This is a genomic window from Amycolatopsis sp. NPDC114503 (assembly GCF_055633655.1).
Genome location: NZ_JBVKDT010000002.1, coordinates 583,968 through 609,007 on the forward strand (window position 1 = coordinate 583,968; position 25,040 = coordinate 609,007).

Consider the following 25,040-nt stretch of genomic DNA (forward strand, 5'->3'; position numbering starts at 1 on the left):
TCATCCCTCACCCCGGCAATCCGCCGCGATAGCCCGCAACGCGTCCGCGAATCCCGCCGCCACCCCGGCCACGGTCGCCCGCGCATGCAGATCCGGCTGGTAGAACCACGAAAACTCCAGCTGTCCTTCCCGCACCCCGCCGACCACCTCGAGCGCGTGCAGCGACCGGTTCGCCGGATCCTGGTCCCGGCCCAGCGGCGGAAGCGACCGCAGGAACAGCCCTTCGCCGGTCCCGGTGTTCTCGCCCTGCCCCAGGTAGTTGAACGCGACCCGCGGAGAAGACCGGCCCAGCTCCGGGAACCGGAAGGCCCGCAGCACCCCGTGCCCGAACCCGTTCCCCGGCACCGCCCGCAACTGCCGCCGGACCGACTTCACCAGCTCCCGCCAGCCCGCGGCCGGAGCGACCTCCAGCGCGACCGGGAACAGCGTCGTGAACCATCCGACCGTCCGGGTCAGGTCGACGTCGTCCAGAATCTCTTCCCGCCCATGGCCTTCGAGGTCGATCGCCACGGCGGACTCGCCGGTCCAGCGGGTCAAAGTCCAGGCCAGCGCGGTCAGCAGAACGTCGTTGATCCGAGTCCGGTACGCACCGGGAGCCAGGTGCAGCAAGGCATCGGTGTCTCGCTCGTCGACGCGGATGGTCACCAGTTCTTGCGGCTCCGGAGCGGCACCTGCCCGATCCACCGGGATCTCGCAGCCAGGCAGATCGCGAGCCCAGTGCGCGCGTTCCCCGTCCAGCGCACCGGATTCGGCGAACTCCCGCAACCGTCGCGCCCAGTCCCGGAACGACGTCGTCTTCGGCCCCAGATCCGGCTTTTCCCCGGCTTCGATCTGCCGATAGGCCCGTTCGAGATCCTCCAGCAGGATGCCCCACGAAACGGCATCGACGACCAAATGGTGCGCCACCAGGAAAAGCAACGGGTTCTCGGCACCGTCCGACAAGAGGGCCCGCAGATGCGGAGGCTGGGCAAGGTCGAAGCTGGCCTGAGCGTCGTCGGCCGCCCGTTCGAGGTCCACAGTGGACACGCGGCGCAGGACGGAACAGGAATCGACGGGGTCGTTGTGCTGGGTCCACCCGTCGGCGGTCCGCTCGAAGCGCAGCCGCAGGGCATCGTGCTGATCCACCAGCGCGTCGATCGCCTGCCGCAGGACTTCCTCGTCCACCGGGCCGTTCAGCTCGATCAGCACGGACTGGTTGAAGTGCGCGGGATTCGCCGGCGCGGCGTCCAGGAACCAGCGCTGGATCGGGGTCAGCGGAACCGACCCGACCACGGCTTCGCGGTCGTCCTCGGCCGCGCCGGCCGGCTGGACGACGCTCGCCAGCTCGGCGACCGTCTGGTGCGTGAACAGGTCTTTCGAGCGCATCGCCAGCCCCGCCTGCCGGGCGCGGTGCACGACCTGGATGCTGAGCAGCGAATCGCCGCCGAGTTCGAAGAAATTGTCCGTGGCGCCGACCCGCGGGATTCCGAGCACCTCGGCCCAGACGTTCGCCAGCAGTTCCTCCAGCTCGTTCCTGGGGGCGACGTGCACCGCGGTCTGCAGCTCCGACAGATCCGGCTCCGGAAGCGCGGCGCGGTCGATCTTCCCGTTCGGGCTCACCGGAATCTCGTCGAGCGGCACGAACACCGACGGCACCAGGTAGTCCGGCAGCGTCTCGCCCAGGAAAGCGCGCAGCTGAGCGGTTTCGCCGACGACGTAGGCGACCAATCGCTTGTGCCCGCTCGCTTCCCGGGCCACCACGACGGCCTCGCGCACCTCCGGATGCCGCCGCAGCGCCGCCTCGATCTCGCCGAGTTCGACGCGGAACCCGCGGATCTTGACCTGGTGGTCCACGCGTCCGGCGAATTCCAGGTCCCCCGCCGCCGTCTGCCGGACGACGTCGCCGGTGCGGTACATCCGCGATCCCGGCGGGCCGAAGGGGTTCGCCACGAACCGGTCGGCGGTCAGGCCGGGCCGGGACAGGTAGCCGCGGGCCAGTCCGGCGCTGCGGACGTACAGCTCGCCCGTGGACCCGATCGGCGTCTGCCGCAGCCCGGCGTCCAGCACGTACGTCTCGGTGTTCCGGATCGGTTTGCCGATCGGCGGCGGGCCGCCCGGCGACAGCGGTTCGCTCCACGAAGTCGCGACCGTGCATTCGGTGGGCCCGTAGGCGTTGATCATCCGCCGCCCCGGCGCCCAGCGGGCGACCAGCTCGGCCGGGCACACGTCGCCTGCCACGACCACCGTGCGCAACTCAGGCAGCGGCAGGTCGGGCACGGTCGCCAGCGCGACCGGCGGGACCACCAGGTGCGTGACCCGGTGTTCGGTCAGCACCTCGGCCAGCTGCGCGCCGAGCAACGGCCCTTCGGGCGGGACGACGAGCGCGGCGCCCGCGGACAGCGTCAGGCAGACTTCCACGACCGCCGCGTCGAAGCTGGGCGAGCTGAACGCCAGCACCCGGTCGCCGGGGCGGACCTGGAAATGGCCGATCGTGGCGGCCGCGAGAGTGGCCAGTCCGGCGTTCGGCACGACGACGCCCTTGGGCCGCCCGGTCGAACCGGACGTGTAGATCACGTACGCCGCCCGCTCCGGGTCGACCGGGACGCCGAGGTTCGTGTCCGGGTAGCCGGCGGCGTCGAGTTCCTCGTCCACGATGAGGACCGGACCGGCGTCGCGCAGCATGAATTCGATGCGCTCGGCGGGATAGCCCGGGTCGACGGGGAGGAACGCGGCGCCGGTCTTCGAAATCGCCAGCTCGGCGACGACGAGCGCGGTCGAGCGCGGCAGCCGGACGGCGACGATCCGCTCGGGCCCGGAACCCCGCTCGGCCAGCAGCCGGGCCAGCCGGTTCGCCCGCGCGTTCAGCTCGGCGAAAGTGCTCTCCCCGGAGGCGGATACCAGCGCGGGAGCGTCGGGAGTCCGCCCGGCCTGTGCTTCGAACAGCTCGGCCAGGGACGCCGTCGAGTCCGCAGCCGCGGTGTCGTTCCACACCCGCAATTGGTCCGCTTCGGACTGCGGCAGCAGCGGCAGCGACGCCATCGGCTGGTCCGGCTGAGCAGCGAGAACAGTCAGCGCGGTCAGCAACCGGCCAGCGAACCGTTCGATCGTCGCGGCGTCGAACAGGCCGGTGGAGTAGTTGATCGCGGCGTGCATCGCACCGTCGTCCTCCTCGAATTGCACGAGCAGGTCGAACGTCGCGGTCGTCGCGGGCAGCGCGACCTCCTCGGCGACGAGCGCGCCGCCGCCGGGCCGGTCACCGGTGTTCTGCAGCACCACCATCGCCTGGAACAGCGGCGTCCGGCTCGGATCCCGGACCGGCTGGGCGGCGTCCACCACGCGCTCGAAAGGCACGTCCTGGTGAGCGAAAGCGTCGAGCACCGTGTCGCGCACGCCGCCGACGAACTCCCGGAAGGAGCCGCGTGAGTCCACTGTGGACCGAAGGACCAGTGTGTTGACGAAGAAGCCGATCAGGCGTTCCAGCTCGGCCCGCTCGCGTCCCGCCGCGACTGTGCCGACCGCGATGTCCTCCTGTCCGCACCAGCGCGCCAGTACGACCTGGAAGGCCGCGACCAGCGTCATGAACAGGGTGCCGTGCTGTGCGCCCGCGAGTTCGCGGAGGTTCGCGGCGACCTCGGCGGGAATGTCGAAGCCGAACCAGTCCCCCTCGCTCGTGCGGACTGCGGGACGCGGCCGGTCGGTGGGCAGTTCGAGCGGTGCGAGCCCGGCGAGCCGGTCCCGCCAGTGGTCGAGTTGCTCGTCGAGGTCGGGGCTGTCGAGGAAATCCCGTTGCCAGGCCGCGAAATCCGCGTACTGCACCGGCAGCGCGGGCAGGTTTGGCTCATCGCCGCGGACATAGGCGGAGTAGCAGGTGTCCAGTTCGGCGGCCAGCACGCCGGCCGACCAGCCGTCGGTGACGATGTGGTGCAGCACCAGCAGCAGGACGTGGTCGCCGGACTCCTCCCGGAACAACCGGGCGCGCAGCAACGGCCCGGTGCGCAGGTCGAAGGGCCGAAGCGCTTCGCGGACCAGCACTGCCTCGTCGAAGGCCTCCACCGGGAGTTCGACCGGTGCGGGCTCGTGTACGACCTGAACGGGATGGCCTTCGATTGCGTCGAAGGTGGTGCGGAGCGATTCGTGCCGGGCGACGACCGTGGTCAATGCCTTGCTCAAGGCGTCGATGTCGAGTTCACCGCGCAAGCGCAATGCGGTGGGAGAAATGTATTCCCGGCCGCCGGGCTCGAATTCGTCCAGGAACCACAAACGTTGCTGAGCGAACGACAACGGCAGCACGCCGTCCCGGGCGAGGACCGGGATCGCCTCCGCATCCGCTTGCCGGGCGGGGAGTTCGGCGGCGAACTGGCTGAGCGTCGGCGCCGAGAAGAGCATCCGCGGCGATACTTCGACACCGAATTCCGCTCGCACCCGCGAGGTGATCCGCATGCTGAGGATCGAGTCGCCGCCGAGCTCGAAGAAACTGTCGTCGGCGCCCACCCGGTCGATTCCGAGGACATCGGCCCAGATCGCGGCGAGCCGCTGTTCGGCGGCGGTCCGCGGCGCGACGTACTCGGCGGTTCCAGCGCGGCCGGGGGCGGGCAGCGCGCGGCGGTCGAGCTTGCCGTTCCGGTTGAGCGGCAACGCGTCCAGCGACACGAACGCCGACGGGACCAGGTGCTCCGGCAGCCGTTCGCGCGTCCACTCCCGCAAACCCCGCGCTTCGCCGACGACGTACGCGACGAGGCGGCCTTCGCGGGCGATGACGGTGACGTCGGCGATCGCCGGATGCCGCCGCAGGACGGTCTCGATCTCGCCCGGCTCGACCCGGAACCCGCGGATCTTGACCTGGTCGTCGACGCGGCCGAGGTAGTCGAGCGAGCCCTCGGCGGTCCAGCGGACCTGGTCGCCGGTGCGGTACATCCGCTCCCCCGGCGGGCCGAAGGGATCCGCCACGAACCGGTCCGCGGTCAGGCCTGGCCGGCCGAGGTAGCCGCGCGCGAGCTGCGGTCCGGCGAGGAACAGCTCGCCGGGCAGGCCGGGCGGCACGGGCTCGCCGGTGTCGCCGAGGACGTAGGCGCGGAAGTTGGTCAGCGGACGGCCGATCAGCACCTCGTCCCCGGTCACCGGCGCGTGGATCGAGTCGACGGTCGCTTCCGTCGGGCCGTAGTAGTTGTGCCCGGTGACGTCCGCGGCGGCCAGCTGCCGCCACAGCGTTTCGGTGGCCGCCTCGCCGCCGGTGATCACCGTGCGCGGCCGGACTTCGCCGGTCGCCAGTCCGGCGTCCAGCAACTGCTGGAGGTAAGCCGGGGTGAGGTCGAGCAGGTTGAGCCCGTGCGCCCGGACGGCGCGGACCAGGGCGAGCGGGTCGAGCCGGGTGTCGTCGTCCAGCACGTGCAGCTCGTGGCCGTCGATCATGGCCAGCAGCGGTTCCCAGGACGCGTCGAAGGCCAGCGACGCGGTGAGCGCCACCCGTTCCCGCCCTCGATCGAGGAAGATCGCACGGTGCGCGACCAGCAGGTTCACCAGCGCGCGGTGCTCCACCACGACGCCCTTCGGCGTGCCCGTCGAGCCCGAGGTGTAGATGACATACGCGGCGGTGTCCGCGTCCGGCCGCTTCGAGCGCGGCGCAGGGGGTGCGTAACTCTCCTCCGGCCTGCCGAGCACGACCACTGGGCGCGCGTCGTTCAGCAGGAAGTCGACACGTTCCTCCGGCAGGTCCGCGTCGATCGGCAAATACACCGCGCCTGCCTTGAAAATCGCCAGGAACGCGATGACTGCCTCGGCCGAGCGCGGCAGCATGACGGCCACCACTCGCTCCGGCCCGGCACCCTGCTCGATCAGCCCTTCGGCCAGTTGCGTGGCGCGGGCGTCGACCTCCGCGTAGTCCAGGACGGTGTCGTGGAAGATCAGCGCGGTCTCGTGCGGCATTCGCGCGACGGTCGCGTCGAACACGTCCAGGACCGTCTCCGCCGGGAGGTCGGCGGTGTCGCCGTGTCCCAGGGCCAGCACGTGGCGGCGCTCGTCGGCGGTGAGCGGCGAGAGCGAGCCGACGCGACGGTCCGGGTCGGCGGCGATCGCCCGCACCAGCTGGGCGAGGTGCCCGGCCAGCCGCTGCGCGGTGGCTTCGTCGAACAGCTTCGGGTCGTAGGACAGTTCGAGCCCGAGCCGGTCGTGGAGGTAGGCAGTGAGGTTCAGCGGGTAGCTCGTGGTGTCCAGCGATTCGACGTCCAGCACCCGGACGCCGTCCTGCCCGCTGTCTTCGATCGGGTAGTTCTCGAAGACCACCACGCTGTCGAACAACGCCGCGCCCGCTGGTACGCCGGTGAAGGTCTGCAGCTGCGAGAGCGCCAGGAAGTCGTACCGGCGCGCGTCCGCCTGCTCGGCCTGGATCGCGCGCAGCCATTCGGCGGCCGGCTGTCCATTCCGGACTTCGACCCGGGTCGGCACCGTGTTGATGAACATCCCGATCATCGCCTCGACGCCGGGCAGTTCCGGCGGCCGGCCGGAAACCGTGGTGCCGAACAAGACGTCCGGCTCGCCGCTGTAGCGCGCGAGCAGCAGCGCCCACGCTCCCTGCACGACCGAGTTGACCGTCAGCGCGGCGGCTTTCGCCATCTCGCGCAGCTCCGCCGATTCCTCTGTGGACAGTTCGACCAGCAGTGTCGCCCCGGATTCCGCGCGATGCGCCTCGCGGGGACGGCGGTCGTACGGCAGCGGAGTCGGTGCGGCGAAGCCGTCGAGCACCTCCCGCCAGTGCTCCTCGGCCGCGGCGCGGTCCTGCTCGGCCAGCCACGCGAGGTAGTCGCGGAACGGCCGGCGCGGCGTCAGTTTCGCGGGCGTGCCTTCGACAATCGCCGTGTACTGCTCGCAAACCTCGCCGAACACCTGAGCGGCGCTCCAGCCGTCGAGCAGGACGTGGTGCGAGGTCCAGAGCAGTTGCACCTCGTCGTCGGTCAGCCGGGCGATCTCCAGGCGCATCAACGGCGGGGCCGTCAGATCCATGCCCGCCGCCAGGTCGGCTTCGAGCAGTTTCGTCAGCTCGGCCTGCTGCGCTTCCGCAGCGAGACCGCGCCAGTCGTGGTGTCCGACCGGCACTCGCACCCCGCGATGGACGCGCTGCACCGGCTCGTCGACGCCGTCCCAGACCGTGCTGCTGCGCAGGATCGGCGTCCGGTCCACCACGCGCTGCCAAGCCTCGCCCAGCGCGCGCGGGTCCCGCACTCCGGCGAGTCGCAGCCGGAACTGGTCGAAGTACGCGCTCGACCCGCTGTCGACCAGGCTGTGGAACACCATACCCGCCTGCAGTGCGGTCAGCGGGTAGATGTCCTCGACCTCGCGGCCGTCCCCGGCCAGCCGGTCCACTCCTGCCTGGTCGAGCCTGGCCAGCGGGAAGTCCGACGGCGTGCGGCCACCCGTCTCCGCGCAGTGCGCGACGATTTCCCGCAGCGCTCCGACAGTCGCCTCGGCCAGGCCGCGGACGGTCGCCTCCTCGTGCACCTCTGCCGAGTATTCCCAGGTCAGGTGCAGTTCGCCGGATTCGACCACGCCGACGACGTCCAGCAGGTACGGGCGGACGCCGTCCGGCGCGGAATCGTGGCCGAGGCTTTCCCCTCGGCCCTGGTAAAGCCCGTCCTCGGCGGTTCCGACGTCCCAGCGGCCGTGGTAGTTGAACGAGATCTGCGGTGTCGGGTCGTTCCGCAGCGGGGATTCGCTGAGGTAGCGCAGCGCTTCGTAGCCGACGCCCTTGTTCGGGATGGTGCGCAGTTGTTCCTTGACTGACTTGAGGACCGCGTCCCAGCCGTCGCCGGGCACGGTCAGCGCGACCGGGTACTGCGCGGTGAACCAGCCGATCGTCCGGGACAGGTCGAGCGGCTCGGCGACGTCCTCGCGGCCGTGGCCTTCCATTTCGAGCACGACCCGAGACCGGCCCGTCCAGCGCGCCAGCACGCGGGCGAGGGCGCTCAGCAGGACGTCGTTGACCTCGGTCCGGTACGCGCCGGGCACGTCCTGCAGGAGCGCGGAAGTTTCAGTCTTGCCAAGGGAAACCGACACCGAACGCGCCGATGCCGCGGTGTTGCGTCCGGAGTGGTCGACCGGGAGTCCGGTCTCGACGCCGTGCAGCACACTCCCCCAGTACTCCGCCTCGTCGTCCAGCCCGCCGGTGCGGACATGATCGGCCAGCGTCCGGGCCCAGTGGGTGAACGAACTGCCGGTCGGTTCCAGCGGTTCGCCTTGGTAGGCGCGTTCCAGGTCGCCCAGCAGGACGCGCCAGGAGACGCCGTCCATCACGAGGTGGTGCGCAGTGAGGAACAGCTGCGGCGAGCGGTCCCGGAAGGTAAACAGGACCGCGCGCCACACGGGGCCGTTGACGATGTCCAAAGAGGTCTGTGCGCGCACTGCCTCGGCGTGCATCGCCGCTGCCGCGTCGTCCACTTCGGACAAGTCGGCGTGCCGCAGGATGTCCGCCGGTTCGGCGGCGACCGGTTCCTGCTGCCAGCTTCCGTCCGCTTGGAAGAACCGCATCCGCAAGGCGGCATGCCGAGCAGTGACTTCGGCGATCGCGGCAGTCAACCGCGAAACGTCCACAGAGGACAGTACAAGGTGGACAGACATAGTGAGCCGCCACGGCTCGTCCAGGTGCTCGAACAGCCACGACTGGATCGGCCCGAGCGGCGCGGGACCGCTGCGCTCCGGCGCCCGCGCGACCGGCCCGCCGGTCGTGACGACCCGGCCCAGTTCCGCGATGGTCTGGTGCTGGAAAAGATCCTTGGACGTCAGCGTCAGCCCGGCCTGGCGGGCGCGGGAGACGACCTGGATGCTCAGGATCGAGTCGCCGCCGAGGCCGAAGAAGTTGTCCTCGACGCCGACCTGGTCGACGCCGAGCACCGTCGACCAGACCTCGGCGAGAGCGGTCTCGATCTCGGTGCGCGGTGCCACGTAACGGTTTTCGACCCGCGCGCCGGGCGCGGGCAGCGCTCGGTGGTCGAGCTTCCCGTTCGCGTTGAGCGGCAGCTCGTCCAGCGCGACGAACACCGCCGGGATCATGTGCGCGGGCAGCGAGCGAGCAAGGAACTCGCGCAGCACCGTGGTCCCCGGCACCGTCCCGGTCAGATACGCGACCAGCCGCCGGGCGTCGCCCGTGCCGTGCGCGACGGCCGCCGCGCCGGTCACGTCCGGATGCGCGGACAGCGCCGCCTCGACCTCGCCCAGCTCGATCCGGAAACCGCGGATCTTGACCTGGTGGTCGGCCCGGCCGCGGTAGGCGAGTTCGCCGTCCGAGGTCCAGCACACCAGGTCGCCGGTGCGGTACATCCGCGTTCCCGGCTCGCCGAACGGGTCCGCGACGAACCTCGACGCAGTCAGGCCCGGCCGGTTCAGGTAGCCGCGCGCCAGGCCGGCGCCCGCGACGTACAGCTCCCCGGTGACGCCGGGCGGCACCGGTTCGAGGCAAGCGTCCAGGACGTAGGCGCGCAGGTCCGGGATGGGCACGCCCACGGTCGCGCGATCGTCGAGCACGCGGTAGGTCACATGCACGGTGGTTTCGGTGATGCCGTACATGTTGATCAGCTGCGGTCCGTCCGGATGCCGCCGTCGCCATTCCTCCAGGCGCACCGGATCCAAGGCCTCGCCGCCGAAGATCACGTACCGCAGGCTCAACGGCTCCGACGGCAGCGCGCCGAGCCGGTAGAACGCCGACGGCGTCTGGTTGAGCACGGTCACCCGCTGTTCGGCCAGCAGGGCCAGGAATTCCTCCGGCGACCGGACCGTGTCGGCCGGGACCACGACCAGGCGGCCGCCGTGCAGCAGCGCGCCCCACAGCTCCCACACCGAGAAGTCGAACGCGTAGGAGTGGAAGAGCGTCCAGACGTCCTGGTCGCCGAAGCCGAACCAGGCCTCGGTCGAGGAGAACAGCCGGGTCACGTTCGCGTGCGGGACGAGGACGCCCTTGGGCACGCCGGTGGAGCCGGAGGTGTAGATGACGTACGCGGTGTTCTCCGGACGGACCAGCACTCCGGGATCGGTGTCCGGCCGTCCGTCCGCCGCGATCGTGTCCACGACGCACACCGGCTGCGCGTCGGCCAGCATCGCCTCGATCCGCGCGGGCGGGTAGTCCGGGTCGATCGGCAGGTATCCCGCGCCGGACTTCAGCACGGCGAGGATCCCGACGACCAGGTCCGCCGAACGCGGCAATCGCAGGGCCACCAGGCGTTCCGGCCCGGCGCCCTCGGCGATCAGCCGGTGCGCCAGGCGGTTTGCCCGCCGGTCCAGCTCGCGGTAGGTCAGTTCGACGCCTTCGCAGGTCACCGCGACGGCGTGCGGGGTGCGGACGGCTTGCGCGGCGAACAGCCGGTGCAGCGTCGGCTCCGGAGCCGCGACGACGGTGGGGTTCCACTCCCGCAGGACGCGGTCCCGCTCGTCGGCGGTGATCCACGGCAACCGGCCGAGCGCCTGCGCCGGGGCCGCCGCGATTCCGGCCAGCAGGATGCGCAGCCAGTTGCTCAGCCGTTCGATCGTGGCGGCGTCGAACAGGTCGGTGTTGTAGTTGACGACCGCGTCGAGCCGTCCGGCGGTCTGCTGGAAGTGGAGCGCCAGGTCGAATCCGGCGGTCACGATCGGCGGCGCGAGTTCCTCGACGGCGAGACCGGGCAGCGCCGGGCGGGCGTCCGGGGTGTTGTGCAGCACGACCATGACCTGGCACAACGGGGTGCGGCTGGGGTCGCGTTCGGGCTGGACGTCGTCCACGACGCGGTCGAACGGGACGTCCTGGTGCGCGAAAGCGTCCAGCACGGTGTCGCGGACTTCGCCGAGGAAGGCGTCGAAGCCGCGGTTCAAGTCCACAGTGGACCGCAGGACGAGGGTGTTGGCGAAGAAGCCGATCAGGCCTTCCAGCTCGGTGCGTTCCCGGCCGGACACGACGGTGCCGACCGCGACGTCGTCCTGCCCGGACCACCTCGCGAACAGCACCTGGCAGGCGGCGAGCAGGGTCATGAAGAGCGTGCTGCCTTGCTGCCGGGACAGCTCGGCGAGGCGCGCGGTGGTGCCGACCGGGACGCTGAACTCGTGCAGCGCGCCGTTCTTCGTGCGGACCGCCGGACGGGGCCGGTCGGTGGGCAGTTCCAGCGGTTCGAGACCGGCGAGGCGGTGCCGCCAGTAGCTGAGCTGGCTGTCGAAGTCGGTGCGGTTTCGTTGCCAGACCGCGTAATCGGCGTAGTGCACGGGCAGCGGCGGCAATCCCGGTTCCTCGTCGTGGAGGAACGCGGCGTACAGGGCCGCGAGTTCGCTCAGGAGGACGCCTGACGACCAGCCGTCGGTGACGATGTGGTGCAGCACCAAGGTGAGCACATGGTCGTCGGGACCGAGCCTGGTGAGCGCGGCGCGCAGCAGCGGGCCCGTGTGCAGGTCGACCGGTCCGGTCGCGGCGGCCAGCGCGGTGTCCAGGTCGCCGTCGGCCGCTCGCAGATCGACAGCGTGCGGCGGGTGGACGATCTGCACGCCGCGGCCGTCGACCGTCGCGAAGGTCGTGCGGAGGGATTCGTGCCGGGCCACCAGTGCGGTGAGTGCCTGGTTCAGTGCGCGCACGTCAAGCGCACCGCGCAACCGCAGTGCGGTCGGCGAGACGTACTCGGTGCTGCCGGGGTCGAATTCGTCGAGGAACCAGAGCCGTTGCTGCGCAAAGGAAAGCGGTGCTTCGAACGGTCCGTCGCCGCGAGGCAGGAGCGGGATCGCTTCCTGCGGCGCGGAGGCAGCGGGCAACTGTGCGGCCAGCAGCGCCGGGGTCGGCGCGGTGAAAACGAGCCGGGCAGGAACGTCGGCGCCGAGTTCGGCACGCAAGCGCGCGACCACCCGGATGCCGAGCAGCGAATCGCCGCCGAGAGCGAAGAAATCGTCTTCGACGCCGACGCGTTCCAGTCCGAGCACCTCGGACCAGACGTCGGTCACGAGCTGTTCCCGCTCGTTTCGCGGGGCGAGGTACTGCGCTGACGCGGAGATTTCCGGATCAGGCAGCGCCCGGCGGTCCAGTTTGCCGTGCCGGGTCAGCGGAAGCTGGTCGAGAGGGACGAACACGGACGGAATCAAGTGCGCGGGCAGCACCGCGGCCAGTTCGCTCCGCACGTCAGCGGGGTCGCCGACGAGATAGGCGACGAGCCGGCCGTCGCGCGCGTCAACAGCCGCATCGACCACGCCCGGCTGGGCACGCAGCGCGGTCTCGACTTCGCCGGGTTCGATGCGGAAACCGCGGACCTTGACCTGGTCGTCGGTCCGGCCGAGGTGCTCCAGCCTGCCGTCGGCCGTCCAGCGGGCGCGGTCGCCGGTCCGGTAGAGGCGGGTTCCGGGCGCGCCGAAGGGATTCGCCACGAACCGGTCGGCGGTGAGACCCGGCCGGCCGAGGTAGCCGCGCGCGAGCTGCGCTCCGGCGAGGCAGAGTTCGCCGGGCACTCCAGCGGGGACGAGCCGGAGTGCTTCGTCGAGCACGTACGCGCCGACATTCCCCAGCGGACGGCCGATCGACGGCCGGTCTCCGGTCACCCTGGCCCACGTAGCGTCCACAGTGGACTCTGTCGGGCCGTAGTAGTTTCCGGCGGCTACCCCGGATCCGGCCAGTTCTAGCCACAGGCTCTCGCCGATGGCCTCGCCGCCGACCATCAGGAACCGTGGCCGCTGCTCGCCTTCAAGCAGTCCGGCGGGCAGCAATTGCCGCAGGTAGGACGGGGTCACGTCGAGGAAGCCGATGTGCTCGTCGCGGACGTAGCGCGTGAGCGCGGCAGGGTCGAGCCGGGTTTCGTCGCTGATCAGGTGCAGTTCGTGCCCGTCGGCCAGCAGCAGCGGGCCTTCCCACGACGTGTCGAACGACAGTGACGCCGTCAGCGCCACCCGCAGCCGCTCGCGACCGAACGCCGCGCGGTGGTTGGCCAGCAGGTTCACCAGCGCCGCGTGCTCGACCACGACGCCCTTGGGCGTGCCGGTCGAACCGGACGTGTGAATCACGTAGGCGGCATCCGACGGCTGAGGCCCGGCCGGGCGCGGACCGTCGGTGAAGCCGCCGATGCGGTCCAGCACCACCGCCGGCCGCGTGTCGGCCAGCAGCACCTTGATCCGCTCGGCAGGCAGGCCGGGATCGATCGACTGGTGGACCGCACCGGCCTTGAGAACGGCGAACAGCGCGACGATCGCGTCGGCCGAGCGCGGGAGCAGCACGGCCACCACCCGGTCCGGCCCCGCGCCCCGGGACACCAGATCCGCGGCGAGCACGTCGGTGCGGGCGGCGAGTTCGGCGAAGCTCATCCGGACGTCGCCGCAGACCAGCGCGGTCGCCGTCGGCCGGGTCCTGACCTGGTGGTCGAGAAGGTCGACGATGGTGCCGTCAGCAACGTCGGCGGCGTCGAGCACCGGGCCGCGCCAGCCGAGCAGCTGGGCTTCCTCGGTCTCGGTGGTCAGCGGCAGGTCGGCGATGCGGCGGCCGGGGTCGGCGCCGACCCCGGCCAGCAGCCGCAGCAGGTGCGCGATCAGCCGGTCGATCGTCCCGACTTCGAACAGCTCGGTGCTGTACTCCACGAGCCCGGCCAAGCGGCCGTCGGATTCTTCGAACTCGACGGTGAGGTCGAAGTTGGACGAATCCCGTGCCACCCCAGCCGGTTCCGCGGCCAGCCCCGGGAACGCGGGCCCGGTCCCGCTGGCGTTGTGGAGCAGCACCATGACGTCGAACAACGGGTTGCGCCCGGGGTCCCGGCCCGCGTGCACCGCGTCGACCACTTCCTCGAACGGCACGTCGTCGTGGGCGAAAGCGTCCAGGACGGTCTGCCGCGCGACCGCCAGGTGGTCGGCGAACGACGCCGAGCGGTCCACTTCCGAGCGCAGGACGACGGTGTTGACGAAGAACCCGACCACCCGCTCCAGCTCCGGCCGGTCCCGGCCGGAGACGACGGTGCCGAGCGCGATGTCCTCCTGGCCGGTGTAGCGCGCGAACAGCGCCTGGCAGGCGGCGAGCAAGACGGTGAACAACGTGGTTTCCGAGGCGCGCGCCAGGTCCGCGAGCCGACGGGCCACGTCCGAGGGGACGGCGAACTCGCGCACCGCACCGGCCGTGCTGCGGGCGGCCGGGCGCGAACGGTCCGTCGGCAGCTCCAGCGGTGTCACCCCGGTCAGCTGCCGGGTCCAATGCTCCAGGCCGGCCGCGCGGGTCGGGCGATTGTGCTGCCACACCGCGAAGTCCGCGTACTGCAACGGCTGCGGCACCAGGTCCGCGTGCTCGCCGTCGCGGTAGAGGAGGCCGAGTTCTTCCGTCAGCACGCCCATCGACGCGCCGTCGGTGGCGATGTGGTGCACGCACACCAGCAGCACGTGCTCGGCCAGACCAAGGCGCACGAGCACCGCCCGCAGCAACGGCCCGCGCGCGAGATCGAACGGCCGCGAGTACTCGGCCTTCAGAACAGCGTCGAGGTCATCCGGCGCGGCATCGACCACCGGAAGCGCCACCTCATACGGCGGCTGGACGATCTGCCGGGGCTCGCCGTCGGCCTCTTCGAAAGTCGTGCGCAGCGGTTCATGCCGGGCGACCAGCAGCCGCAACGCCGTCGCCAGCGCCTCGACCTTCAGCTCGCCAGTCAGGCGCAGGGAGAACGCGCTGTTGTACTCGGGATCGTCCGGGCGGAGCCGGCTGAGAAACCACAGCCTGCGTTGCGCGGACGACAGGGGGACGGGGCCGGAGCGGTCGGCGGCGGCCGGGATCTCCGGCGCGCGGCCGGCCGTTCCGGCCATCCGGCGGCGCAGCGCTTCCTGCAGGTGAGCGGGCAGCGCGGCGATGCGGTCCTCACGGGACGACGTCATGGGGAGTCCTCACGATTCCAGTTCTGCGGCAAGGCGTTCCAGCTCGCCGAGCACGAGGTCTTCGACGGTTTCGGCCAGCCGCGCGACGGTGCGCGCGGCCAGCACGTCGGCCGGGGTGAGCCGGACGTCGAAGAGCGCGCTGGCTTTGGCGGAGATGTGCAGGCTGCGCAGCGAATCGCCGCCGAGGGCGAAGAAGCTGTCCTGCGCGCCGACCCGGTCCGCGCCGAGCACCTCGGCCCAGATCCCGGCGAGCGCCCGCTCGGTCTCCGTCCGCGGCTCGACGTGCCCGGTCTCCGTCGCCCGAGGGGCGGGCAGTGCGCGTCGGTCGAGCTTTCCGTTGGCGCTCACCGGAAGCCGGTCGAGCGCGAGGAACACCGACGGCACCAGGTAGTCCGGCAGGGACCGGGCCAGGAACTCCCTGAGCACACTTTCTCCGGCCGCCGAAACGACGTAGGCGACCAATTGCTTCGCACCGGGCTGGTCCTCCCGGACGAGCACCGCGGCCTGCGCGACCTCCGGGTGTTTCGCCAGCACGGCCTCGACCTCTCCCGGTTCGACCCGGAACCCGCGCAGTTTGACCTGGTCGTCGCGGCGGCCGAGGAATTCCAGCGTGCCGTCGGGCCGCCAGCGGACGACGTCGCCGGTGCGGTACATCCGCTGTCCCGGCGGGCCGTCCGGATCGGCGACGAACCGGTCCGCGGTCAGCCCCGGCCGGCCGCGGTAGCCCCGGGCCAGTCCCGCGCCGGCCAGGCACAGCTCGCCCGGCACGCCCGGCGGCACCGGGCGCAGGTCCGCGTCGAGCACCCGGGCGCGGGTGCCGTCCAGCGGGCGGCCGATCGGGATCCGGTCCGGCGGCGGGGCGTCCATCGGATAGGCGGTGGCGAACACCGTCGTCTCGGTCGGGCCGTAGCCGTCGACGACCCGCAGCCCGGGACACGCGGCCAGCACCCGCCGCACCGCCTCCGCCGGGACGACGTCGCCGCCGGTCCAGACCTCGCGCAGGCCGGTGAAGCATTCCGGCGTCTCCTGGGCGAGGATCCGGAACAGCCCGGCGGTGACCCACACCGCGGTCAGGCCGTGCTCGCGGACGAGACCGCGCAGCAGCGGGGCGTCGAGACCCTGGTCCGGGCTGGTGACGACCCAGCCGCCGGTGAGCAGCGGCACCCACAGCTCGTAGGTCGCGGCGTCGAACGCCAGCGGCGAGTGCAGCAGGACCCGTTCGTGCGCCCCGCAGCGGAACCGCCGGTCGGCGGCCAGCGCCGCGACGTCGCGGTGGCGCACCACCACGCCCTTCGGCACCCCGGAGGAGCCGGACGTGAACATCACGCAGGCCGCCTGGTCCGGGTCGACGGCGATGCCCGGATCGCTGTCCGGCTCGTCGTCCACAGAGGACAGCAAGACGGTCTGGGCGAGCGGATGTTCCTCCGCCGCGACGATGAACCGGACGCCGTCGAGCAGCACCCGCTGCCGCTCGAGCGGGGCGCGCACGTCGATCGGCAGGTACGCGCCGCCCGCCTTGGCCACCGCCAGCTCGGCGATCACCGCGGCCGCGTGGTCCACCGCGAGCCCGACCGGTTCCTCCGGCCGCAGCCCGAGCCCGGCCAGCCGGTTCGCGAGCCGGTTGGCCCGCCGGTTCAGCTCGGCGTAGGTGACCGGTTCGCCGCCGAGCACGGCCGCGAGCGCGTTCGGCCGGACGCGGACCTGGTCGGCGAACAGGCCGGGCAGCGACCGGGGTTCCGGTTCTCCGCAGGTGGCGGCCCGTTCGGCAAGCAGCTCGATCTCCGCCGCCGTGACGACCGGGACGTCGCGGAGCGTGCGGTCTCCGTCGGCGGTCAGGCCGCTGAGGATCTCCAGCAGCCGGGCGCCCAGGTCCGTCACCGTCGCCGGGTCGAAGAGCGCCGGGTCGTAGCCGACGTCCACCGACAGCTCCGCGCCTGGCGAGGCCACGACGGTGACCGGGAAGTTCGTCGTCTCCCGGGCGGACAGGTCGCGCACGGTCAGGCCGTGCCCGGCCGCGGCGTCGGTGATCGGGTAGTTCTCGAACACGACCAGGCTTTCGCACAGGTTCACCCCGCCCGGCAGCCCCGCCCAGCCCTGGACCCGCGCGAGCGGGACGTGCCCGTGCCCGCGCGCTTCGGCTTGGGCCGACTGGAGCCGGGCGAGCCAGTCCGCGACGGGAAGGCCCCGGTCCACCGCGACCCGGACCGGCAGTGTGTTGATGAAGATGCCGGGAATGTCGTCCACCCCAGGCACTTCGGCCGGGCGGCCGGAGGCCGTGGCGCCGAACACGACGTCGTTTTGTCCACTGTAGACAGACAGCAGCAGCGCCCACGCTCCCTGCAGCACGACGTTGTGCGTGAGGCCGTGGCGTTTGACGAACGCGTCCAGCCGAGCCGTCGCGGGCCGGTCCAGGCGGACAGGCAGCCACTCGGCCGAGCACGGGGCGTGGCCGGACGGCGGGGTCCGGTCGGTCGGCAGCTGCGTCGGGCCTTCGATCCCGGCGAGTGCGGCGCGCCAGAACTGTTCGGCGGCGGCCTGGTCGTGCTCGCCCAGCCAGGCGAGGTAGTCGCGGAACGGCGGCCGGGACGGCAGCGGCTGCCCGGCATAGGCGGTGCAGACGTCCGAAAGGATCTGGAAGACGCTCCAACCGTCGAGCAGGACGTGGTGGAACGTCCACAGCACCAGGACTTCCGTGTCCGACAGCCGCGCCAGCGCGACGCGGGCCAGCGGCGCGACGGCGAGGTCCAGGCCTTGCGCGCGGTCTTCGGCGAGCAGCCGCGCCAGCTCCGTCTCGTGCCCGTCGAGGCCGGTCCAGTCGAGGTGCCGAACCGGCAGCTCGGCTTCGCGGTGCACGACCTGGACCGGTTCGTCCACGCCGGTCCAGACGAAGGACGTGCGCAGAACCGGTATGCGGTCGACGACCTGCTGCCACGCCCGGCCGAGCCGCTGCGGGTCGGTGACTCCTTCGAGCACGAAGGTCGCCTGCTCGAAGTACATGCCCTGAGCGGTCTGCGACAGGCCGTGGAAAACCATCCCGCCCTGCATCGGCGTCAGCGGGTAGACGTCCTCGACGCTGCGGCCCTCGACCAGCCGGTCCACTCCCGCCTGGTCGAGCGCAGCCAGCGGGAAGTCGGACGGGGTGCGTCCGCCCGCGTCCGGTTCGACGCAGTGCGCGATGATTTCCCGCAGTGCCGCCAGCATCTGTTCGGCCAGAGATTCGACCGTGCCGTCGGCGGTGGCGTGCGACCAGGTCAGTTCCAGAACACCTGCTTCGACACGGCCGACGACGTCGAGCACATGGGTCCGGGGCGCGTCCGGGTCGACGTCGGCGTCCAGGCTGCCAACGCGGAACAGTCCGCCTTCCCCAGCGCCGAACTGGCCGAGATAGTTGAAACTCACCGGCGGGTCGATCTCCGGCGCGGCGCCGGTCAGGTAGCGCAGTGCGCCGTAGCCGATGCCCCGGCGAGGGATCGCGCGCAGCTGTTCCTTGACGGCCTTGAGCGCGGCGCCCCATTCGTCGGGAACGTCCAGCGCGACCGGGAACATGCTGGTGAACCAGCCGACCGTCCGGGACAGATCGATGCCCTCGAACAGGTCTTCGCGCCCGTGGCCTTCGAGGTCGATCACCGGGACCTCGCCGGTCCAGTCCCGCAGGACGCAGCCCAGCGCGGTCAGCAGCACGTCGTTGACCTGCGTCCGGTAGACCTCGGGGACGTCCTGCAGCAGCGCGCGGGTTTCCTCGGCGGTGAGGCGGACGGTGACCTCGCGGGTGTCGGCGATGCTGCCCGGGTCGCCCGCGGGCACCGGCGGGAGGGACTGCCAGTGCGCGAGTTCGTCGTCGAAACCGCCTGCCTCGGCGTGTTCGGCGAGCCGCCGGGACCAGGCGAGGAACGACGTCGTCTTCGGTTCGAGGTCTTCGCCCCGGTAGGCGGTTTCCAAGTCCTCCAAGAGAATCCGCCACGAGACGCCGTCGATGACCAGGTGGTGCACGGCCAGCAGCAGCCGCCGTCCGTCGAGGACCGCGTTCAGCAGCGGACCCCGCTCGATCTCGAACGCGGGCTCCCCGACGAGCAGTTCCACCGGGCCGAGCGGGTCGCTGTGCTGAGTTTTGTCGAATCGCAGCCGCAGGGCGTCGTGGTGCGCCCAGACCGCGTCCAGGGCACGGCGCAGCGCCGGCTCGTCGACGTCCTCGGCGAACTCCAGCACGACCCGCTGGTCGAACCGCTCCGGCTGGGTCTCGAAGTACCACCGCTGGATCGGCGTGAGCGGCGCTTCGCCGACGACCGGGCCCTGCTCGGCTTGCGGCCCGTGGCCGCCGCCCGCGTGCGCGGCCAAGGCGGCGAGCGTCGGGTGCCGGAACACCTCGTGCGGCAACAGGATCAGCCCGGCCCGGCGGGCCCGGGAAACGACCTGGATGCTGAGGATCGAGTCGCCGCCGAGTTCGAAGAAGTTCGTCTCGGCCCCGACGTCCTCGACGCCGAGCACCTCGGACCAGATCCCGGCCAGTACCCGTTCGGCTTCCGTCGCCGGGGCGGTCCGAGTGCCGGTCGCGGCGAAGTCCGGGGCGGGCAGGGCGTTGCGGTCGAGCTTGCCGTTGACATTCAACGGCAAGCGGTCGAGCCGGACGAACGCGGCCGGGACCATGTAGTCCGGCAGGGTCCGCCCGAGGAACGCGGGCAGCTCGTCCGCGTCCCCGGTGTAGTAGGCGACGAGCCGCTTGACGCCGTGGTCCTCGCGCGCCAGCACGGCGGCCTGCGAGATCCCGGGGTGCGCGGCCAGCGCGGCCTCGACCTCGCCGGGTTCGATCCGGAATCCGCGGATCTTGACCTGCTCGTCGGCGCGGCCGGCGAAGTCCAGCTCGCCCCGCGCGGTCCAGCGGACCAGGTCGCCGGTGCGGTACATCCGCTCCCCCGGCGGTCCGAACGGGTCGGGCAGGAACCGCTCGGAGGTCAGGCCGGGAGCGCCGTGGTACCCGCGCGCCAGGCCCGCGCCGGCGAGGTGCAGTTCGCCCAGCGCGCCCGGCGGCACCGGCCGCAGGTCCGGGCCGAGGACGTACGCCCGCGTGTTGTCCAGCGGCTTCCCGATCGGCACGACGTCCGGCACCGGGCCGAGAACCGGGTGCGACAGGGCGAACGTCGTCGTCTCGGTCGGGCCGTAGACGTCCACGACGGTCGTGTCCGGGCAGGCGTCCCGCACCCGGCGCACGGCGGCCGACGGAACGGCGTCGCCGCCGGTCCAGACCTCCTGCAGCCCGCGGAAGATCTCCGGCGCCTCGCGCGCCGCGAGCCGGAACAAGCCGGTGGTGAGGAACGCGGCATCGACGCGATGCTCGGCGAACAGGCGGCCCATCGTTTCGAGATCGAGGTCGCCGGGCGGGGCGACGACGACTGTGCCGCCGTTGAGCAGCGGCACCCAGAGCTCGTACGTCGAGGCGTCGAAGGCCTGGGACGCGTGCAGCAATACCCGGTGGTGCTTGGCGAAACGCCGGTCGGCCGCCAGCGCCACGATGTCGCGGCGGCTGGGTGCGACGCCCTTCGGCTTGCCGGTCGAACCCGAGGTGTACATGACGTACGCCAGGTTGGCCGGATCCGCCTTCGGCAGCTGCGCCTCCGCCGTTTGGCCGCCGGGGACGACTGTGGGTCCACTGTGGACCTTCCCGGCGGTGTCGCGCCAGGTTTCGTCGGTGACCAGGATTTTCACGCCGGACAGGAGGGTCTTGAGCCGGGGCTCGGGGGCGCGGGTGTCCAGCGGCAGGTACGCGGCACCGGCCTTGACGATCGCGAGTTCGGCGACGACCAGCCCCGGCGAACGGTCCATCAGGACGCCGACGAGCGTTTCCGGCTGAGCGCCGAGCGAGACCAGGTACCGGGCGAGCCGGTCGGACTGCCGGTCCAGCTCCGCGTAGTTCAGGCGGATTCCGTCGCCCGCCACCGCGACCGCCTCCGGCGCTTGCCGGACCCGTGCGGCGAACAGCTCGGTCAGGTCGTCCTCCGAGAGCGGCTGGGCAGTGTCGTTCCAGTCGCGGAGCACCGTGCGCCGTTCGGCCTCGGTGAGCAGTTCGATGTCTTCCAGCGATCCCGGACCCTCGCTGAAGGCGTCGAGCACGGCGGTGAGCTGACGAGTGATCCGCTCGGCGGTCTCGGTGTCGAACAGGTCCGGGTCGTAGCCGACGTCCAGGGTCAGCTGCTCCCCCGGCGACGCGACGACGCTGATCGGGTAGTTCGTCGTCTCGGCGGCGTCGACGTCGCGCAGCCGCAATCCGCGCGTCGACGCCTTGTCGATCGGGTAGTTCTCGAACACCACGATGCTGTCGAAAAGGCTTCCGCCGCAACCGCTCCACGCCTGCAGCTTCGTCAGCGGCAGGTGACCGTACCGGCGGGATTCGACCTGAGCGGACTGCAGCTGAGCCAGCCACTCGGTCGCGTCGGCCCCTGTCACGGCGACCCGCACCGGCAGGGTGTTGATGAAGATGCCGGTGATGTCGTCCGCGCCGGGAAGGTCGACCGGACGGCCGGAAACCGTGGTGCCGAAGCAGACGTCGCGCTCGCCGCTGAGCCGAGCCAGCACCAGCGCCCACGCGCCCTGCAGGACGGTGTTCAGGGTGAGACCGGCCCGGCGAGCGAAGTCCGTCAGCCGTCCGGAGTTTTCGACCGGCACGCGCAGCCATTCCGACGACCGGCTCGTGTGCGCCTGCGCGGGGGCTCGGTCGCAGGGCAGCCGGGCGGGCGCGACGAGACTGCCGAGTTCGCGCCGCCAGTGCTCCTCGGCCGCCGCGTCGTCCTGCCGGTCCAGCCAGGCGACGTAGTCGCGGAACGGCGGGCGCTCGGGAAGCTCGGCGCGGGAGTAGGCGGCGAAGACGTCGGACAGCACGCCGAAGACGCTCCAGCCGTCGAGCAGGACGTGGTGGAACGTCCACAGCACGCGGACTTCGGTGTCCGAAAGCCGCGCGAAAGCCAGCCGCAGCAAGGGCATTTCGGTGAAGTCGAGCCCTTGGGCCCGGTCGGCGGCGAGCAGGTCCTGCCATGCCTGGTCGCGTTCGGCCGGGGTCCGGTCGCGCCAGTCGTGCCGGGCGATCGGGACCGGGACCTGCCGCTGCACGACCTGGACCGGCTCGGGCACGCCCTCCCAGGCGATCCTCGTCCGCAGCACCGGCGTCCGGTCGACCACCTGCTGCCACGCCTGTTCCAGGGCGGCCAGGTCCTCGACGCCGTCAAGCACGAAACCGACCTGCTGGAAGTAGACCCGCTCGCCGGGCTGGGACAGCGCGTGGAACACCATCCCGGATTGCATCGGCGTCAGCGGGTAGACGTCCTCGACCTCCCGGCCGTCGCCGACTAGCTCGTCCACAGTGGACTGATCGAGCGCGGCCAACGGGAAGTCCGACGGCGTCCGGCCGCCCGCCTCGGGGTCGGCGCAGTGCCGGATGATCTCGCGCAGGGCGGTCGTCATCGCGGCGGCGAGCGTGTCCATAGTGGACCGTTCGTGGACGCCTTCAGCGTAGTACCAGGTCAATTCCAGCTCGCCGGTCTCGACGCGGCCGACGACGTCCAGCAGATGCGCGCGAGCCGAGCGGGGGCTCTCGTCGGACTCCAGACGGCCGGAGCCGAACTGGCCGAGGTAGTTGAAGCTCACCTGCGGATCGATCTCCGGCGCGGCACCGGTCAGATACCGCAGCGCGCCGTAACCGATCCCCCGGCGCGGCACCGCGCGCAGTTGCTCCTTGACGGACTTGAGCGCCGTGCCCCAGTCGTCCGGGACGTCCAGCGCCACCGGGAAGACCGTGGTGAACCAGCCGACCGTCCGGGACAGGTCGACGTCGCCGAACAGCTCCTCGCGGCCGTGGCCTTCCAGATCGACCACGGGCGTCCCGCCGGTCCAGTCCCGCAGGACGCGGCCGAGCGCGGTCAGCAGGACGTCGTTGACCTGCGTGCGATAGACCTTCGGTACGTCTCGCAGCAACGCACCGGTCTCCGTTGCGGACAGCCGAACGGTCACCGAACGCAGCGAGGCGTTGGTCGCGTCTCCTCGGCCGTCGACCGGCACGGTGGTCCGGCCGGACACGCCTCGCCAGTAGTCGAGTTCGTCGTCGAATCCGCCTTCGGCAGCGTGCTCGGAGAGCCGGATCGCCCAGTCGCGGAAGGACGTCGTGCGGGGGCCGAGGTCGATCGGCTCGCCGTGCAACGCCTGGTTGTACGCGCGCTCGAAGTCCTCCATGAGCACGCGCCACGAGACGCCGTCGACCACCAGGTGGTGCACGGCCAACCGGTTCTGGTCGAAGCTGACCAAAGGTGTCTCAGCGCCGACTGGGCCGTTTTCCTGGAGCCAGTGGGTTTCGCCGCGGGCGAAGCGCATCCGGAGCGCGTCGTGGTGCTCCAACAAGGCTTCGACTGCCGCGCGCGCCGCGTCCGGATCGACGGTGCCCAAGCGGACGTACTGGTGGAAATGGTCTGGCTCGGCGGTTTGCGTCGCGAAGAACCAGCGCTGGATCGGGGTGAGCGGCACCGGACCGTGGACCGGGCCGCGCTCGACCGCCGTCGTCGCGGTGCGGGCCGCCGTGGCGAGCGCGGCCGGGGTGCGGTGCGCGAACAGGTCGCCGGGCTGCAGTTCCAGACCCGCACGGCGAGCGCGCGAGACCACCTGCATGCTGAGGATCGAATCGCCGCCCAGCTCGAAGAAGTCGTCGGTCGCGCCGACGCGTTCCACGCCGAGCACGTCGGCCCAGATGCCGGCGATCGCGCGTTCGCGCTCGGTGCGCGGCGCGACGTGGTCCCGCGCGCCGAACTCGGGCGTCGGCAACGCCTGCCGGTCGAGCTTCCCGTTGACGTTCACCGGGAACCGCTCCAGCCGGACGAACGCGGCGGGCACCATGTAGTCCGGCAGCGTCCGGCCGAGGAACTCCGCCAGGCCACCGGTTTCGCCGACGACGTAGGCGACCAAGCGCTTCACGCCACTGTCCGAACGCGCCAGCACGGCCGCCTGCTCGACGCCCGGGTGCTCGCCGAGCGCGGCCTCGATCTCGCTCGGCTCGACCCGGAAGCCGCGGATCTTGACCTGCTCGTCGGCCCGGCCGACGAATTCCAGCGCGCCCTCGTCGTTCCAGCGCACCAGGTCGCCGGTCCGGTACATCCGCTCCCCCGGCGGGCCGAACGGATCCGCGACGAACCGTTCGGCGGTCAGCCCGGACCGGCCGAGGTAGCCGCGCGCCAGTCCCGCGCCGGCGATGTGCAGTTCGCCGGGCGCGCCGGGCGGGGCGAGCCGGAGGTCGTCGTCGAGGACGTACACGCGGGTGTGGTCGAGCGGCCCGCCGATCGGGACGACGTCCGGGACCTCGCCGGGCAGCGGGTGCACGGTCGCGAACGTGGTGGTCTCGGTGGGGCCGTAGACGTCGGCGACCAGGGTGTCCGGACAGGCCGCCTGGACCCGGCGCAGCGCCGCCGCGGGGACGGCGTCACCGCCGGTCCACACCTCCCGCACGCCCGCGAAGACCTCCGGCGATTCCTGCGCGACCAGGCGGAACAGCCCGGTGGTGAGGAACGCGCCGGTCACGCCGTGCGTGGTGAGCGAGCGGCCGAGCGTCTCGACGTCGACGTCCCCCGGCGGAGCCAGCACGACGGTGCCGCCATTGAGCAGCGGGACCCACAGCTCGTAGGTCGCGGCGTCGAAGGCCTGTTGCGAATGCAGCAGGATCCGGTCGTGCCGGACGAACCGCTGGTCGATGGTGAGGGCCACGACGTCGCAATGCCGTGCCGAAACGCCCTTGGGACGGCCGGTCGAACCTGAGGTGTAGATGACGTACGCGAGCTGTTCGGGATCGACGCGGACGGCTGGCGACGTCTCCGGCGCGTCGCTCTCGCCGGTGAGGATCGTGCCGGTGTGGACTTCCTCGGCGGTGGCCAGCCACGCCGCGTCGGCTACCAACACGGTCACTTCGGCCTCGCTGAGGAGCAGCCGCAACCGTTCGGCCGGGGCGCGCAGGTCCAGCGGCAAGTAGGCACCACCGGCTTTGATGATCGCCAGTTCCGCGACAACGAGTTCCGGCGACCGGTTCATCAGGACCGCGACCCGGTCCTCCGCCTGTACGCCTGCCTCGATCAGCCGATGGGCCAGCCGGTTCGCGCGGACGTCCAGCTCGCGGTAAGTGATCTGCTCGTCGTCGGTCACCAGCGCGACGGCGTCCGGGGTCCGGCCGACCTGGGCCTCGAACAGCTCCGGCACCGCCTTGGCCGGGAGCACACGGGCGG

At 71.6% G+C, this 25,040-nt stretch carries 1 pseudogene; it reads right to left on the reverse strand.

Annotated elements, in window-relative coordinates:
* Positions 1 to 25,032: pseudogene (locus ACZ7OI_RS10600) on the reverse strand (non-ribosomal peptide synthase/polyketide synthase).
* Between the last annotated feature and the right edge of the window lie 8 nt (positions 25,033 to 25,040).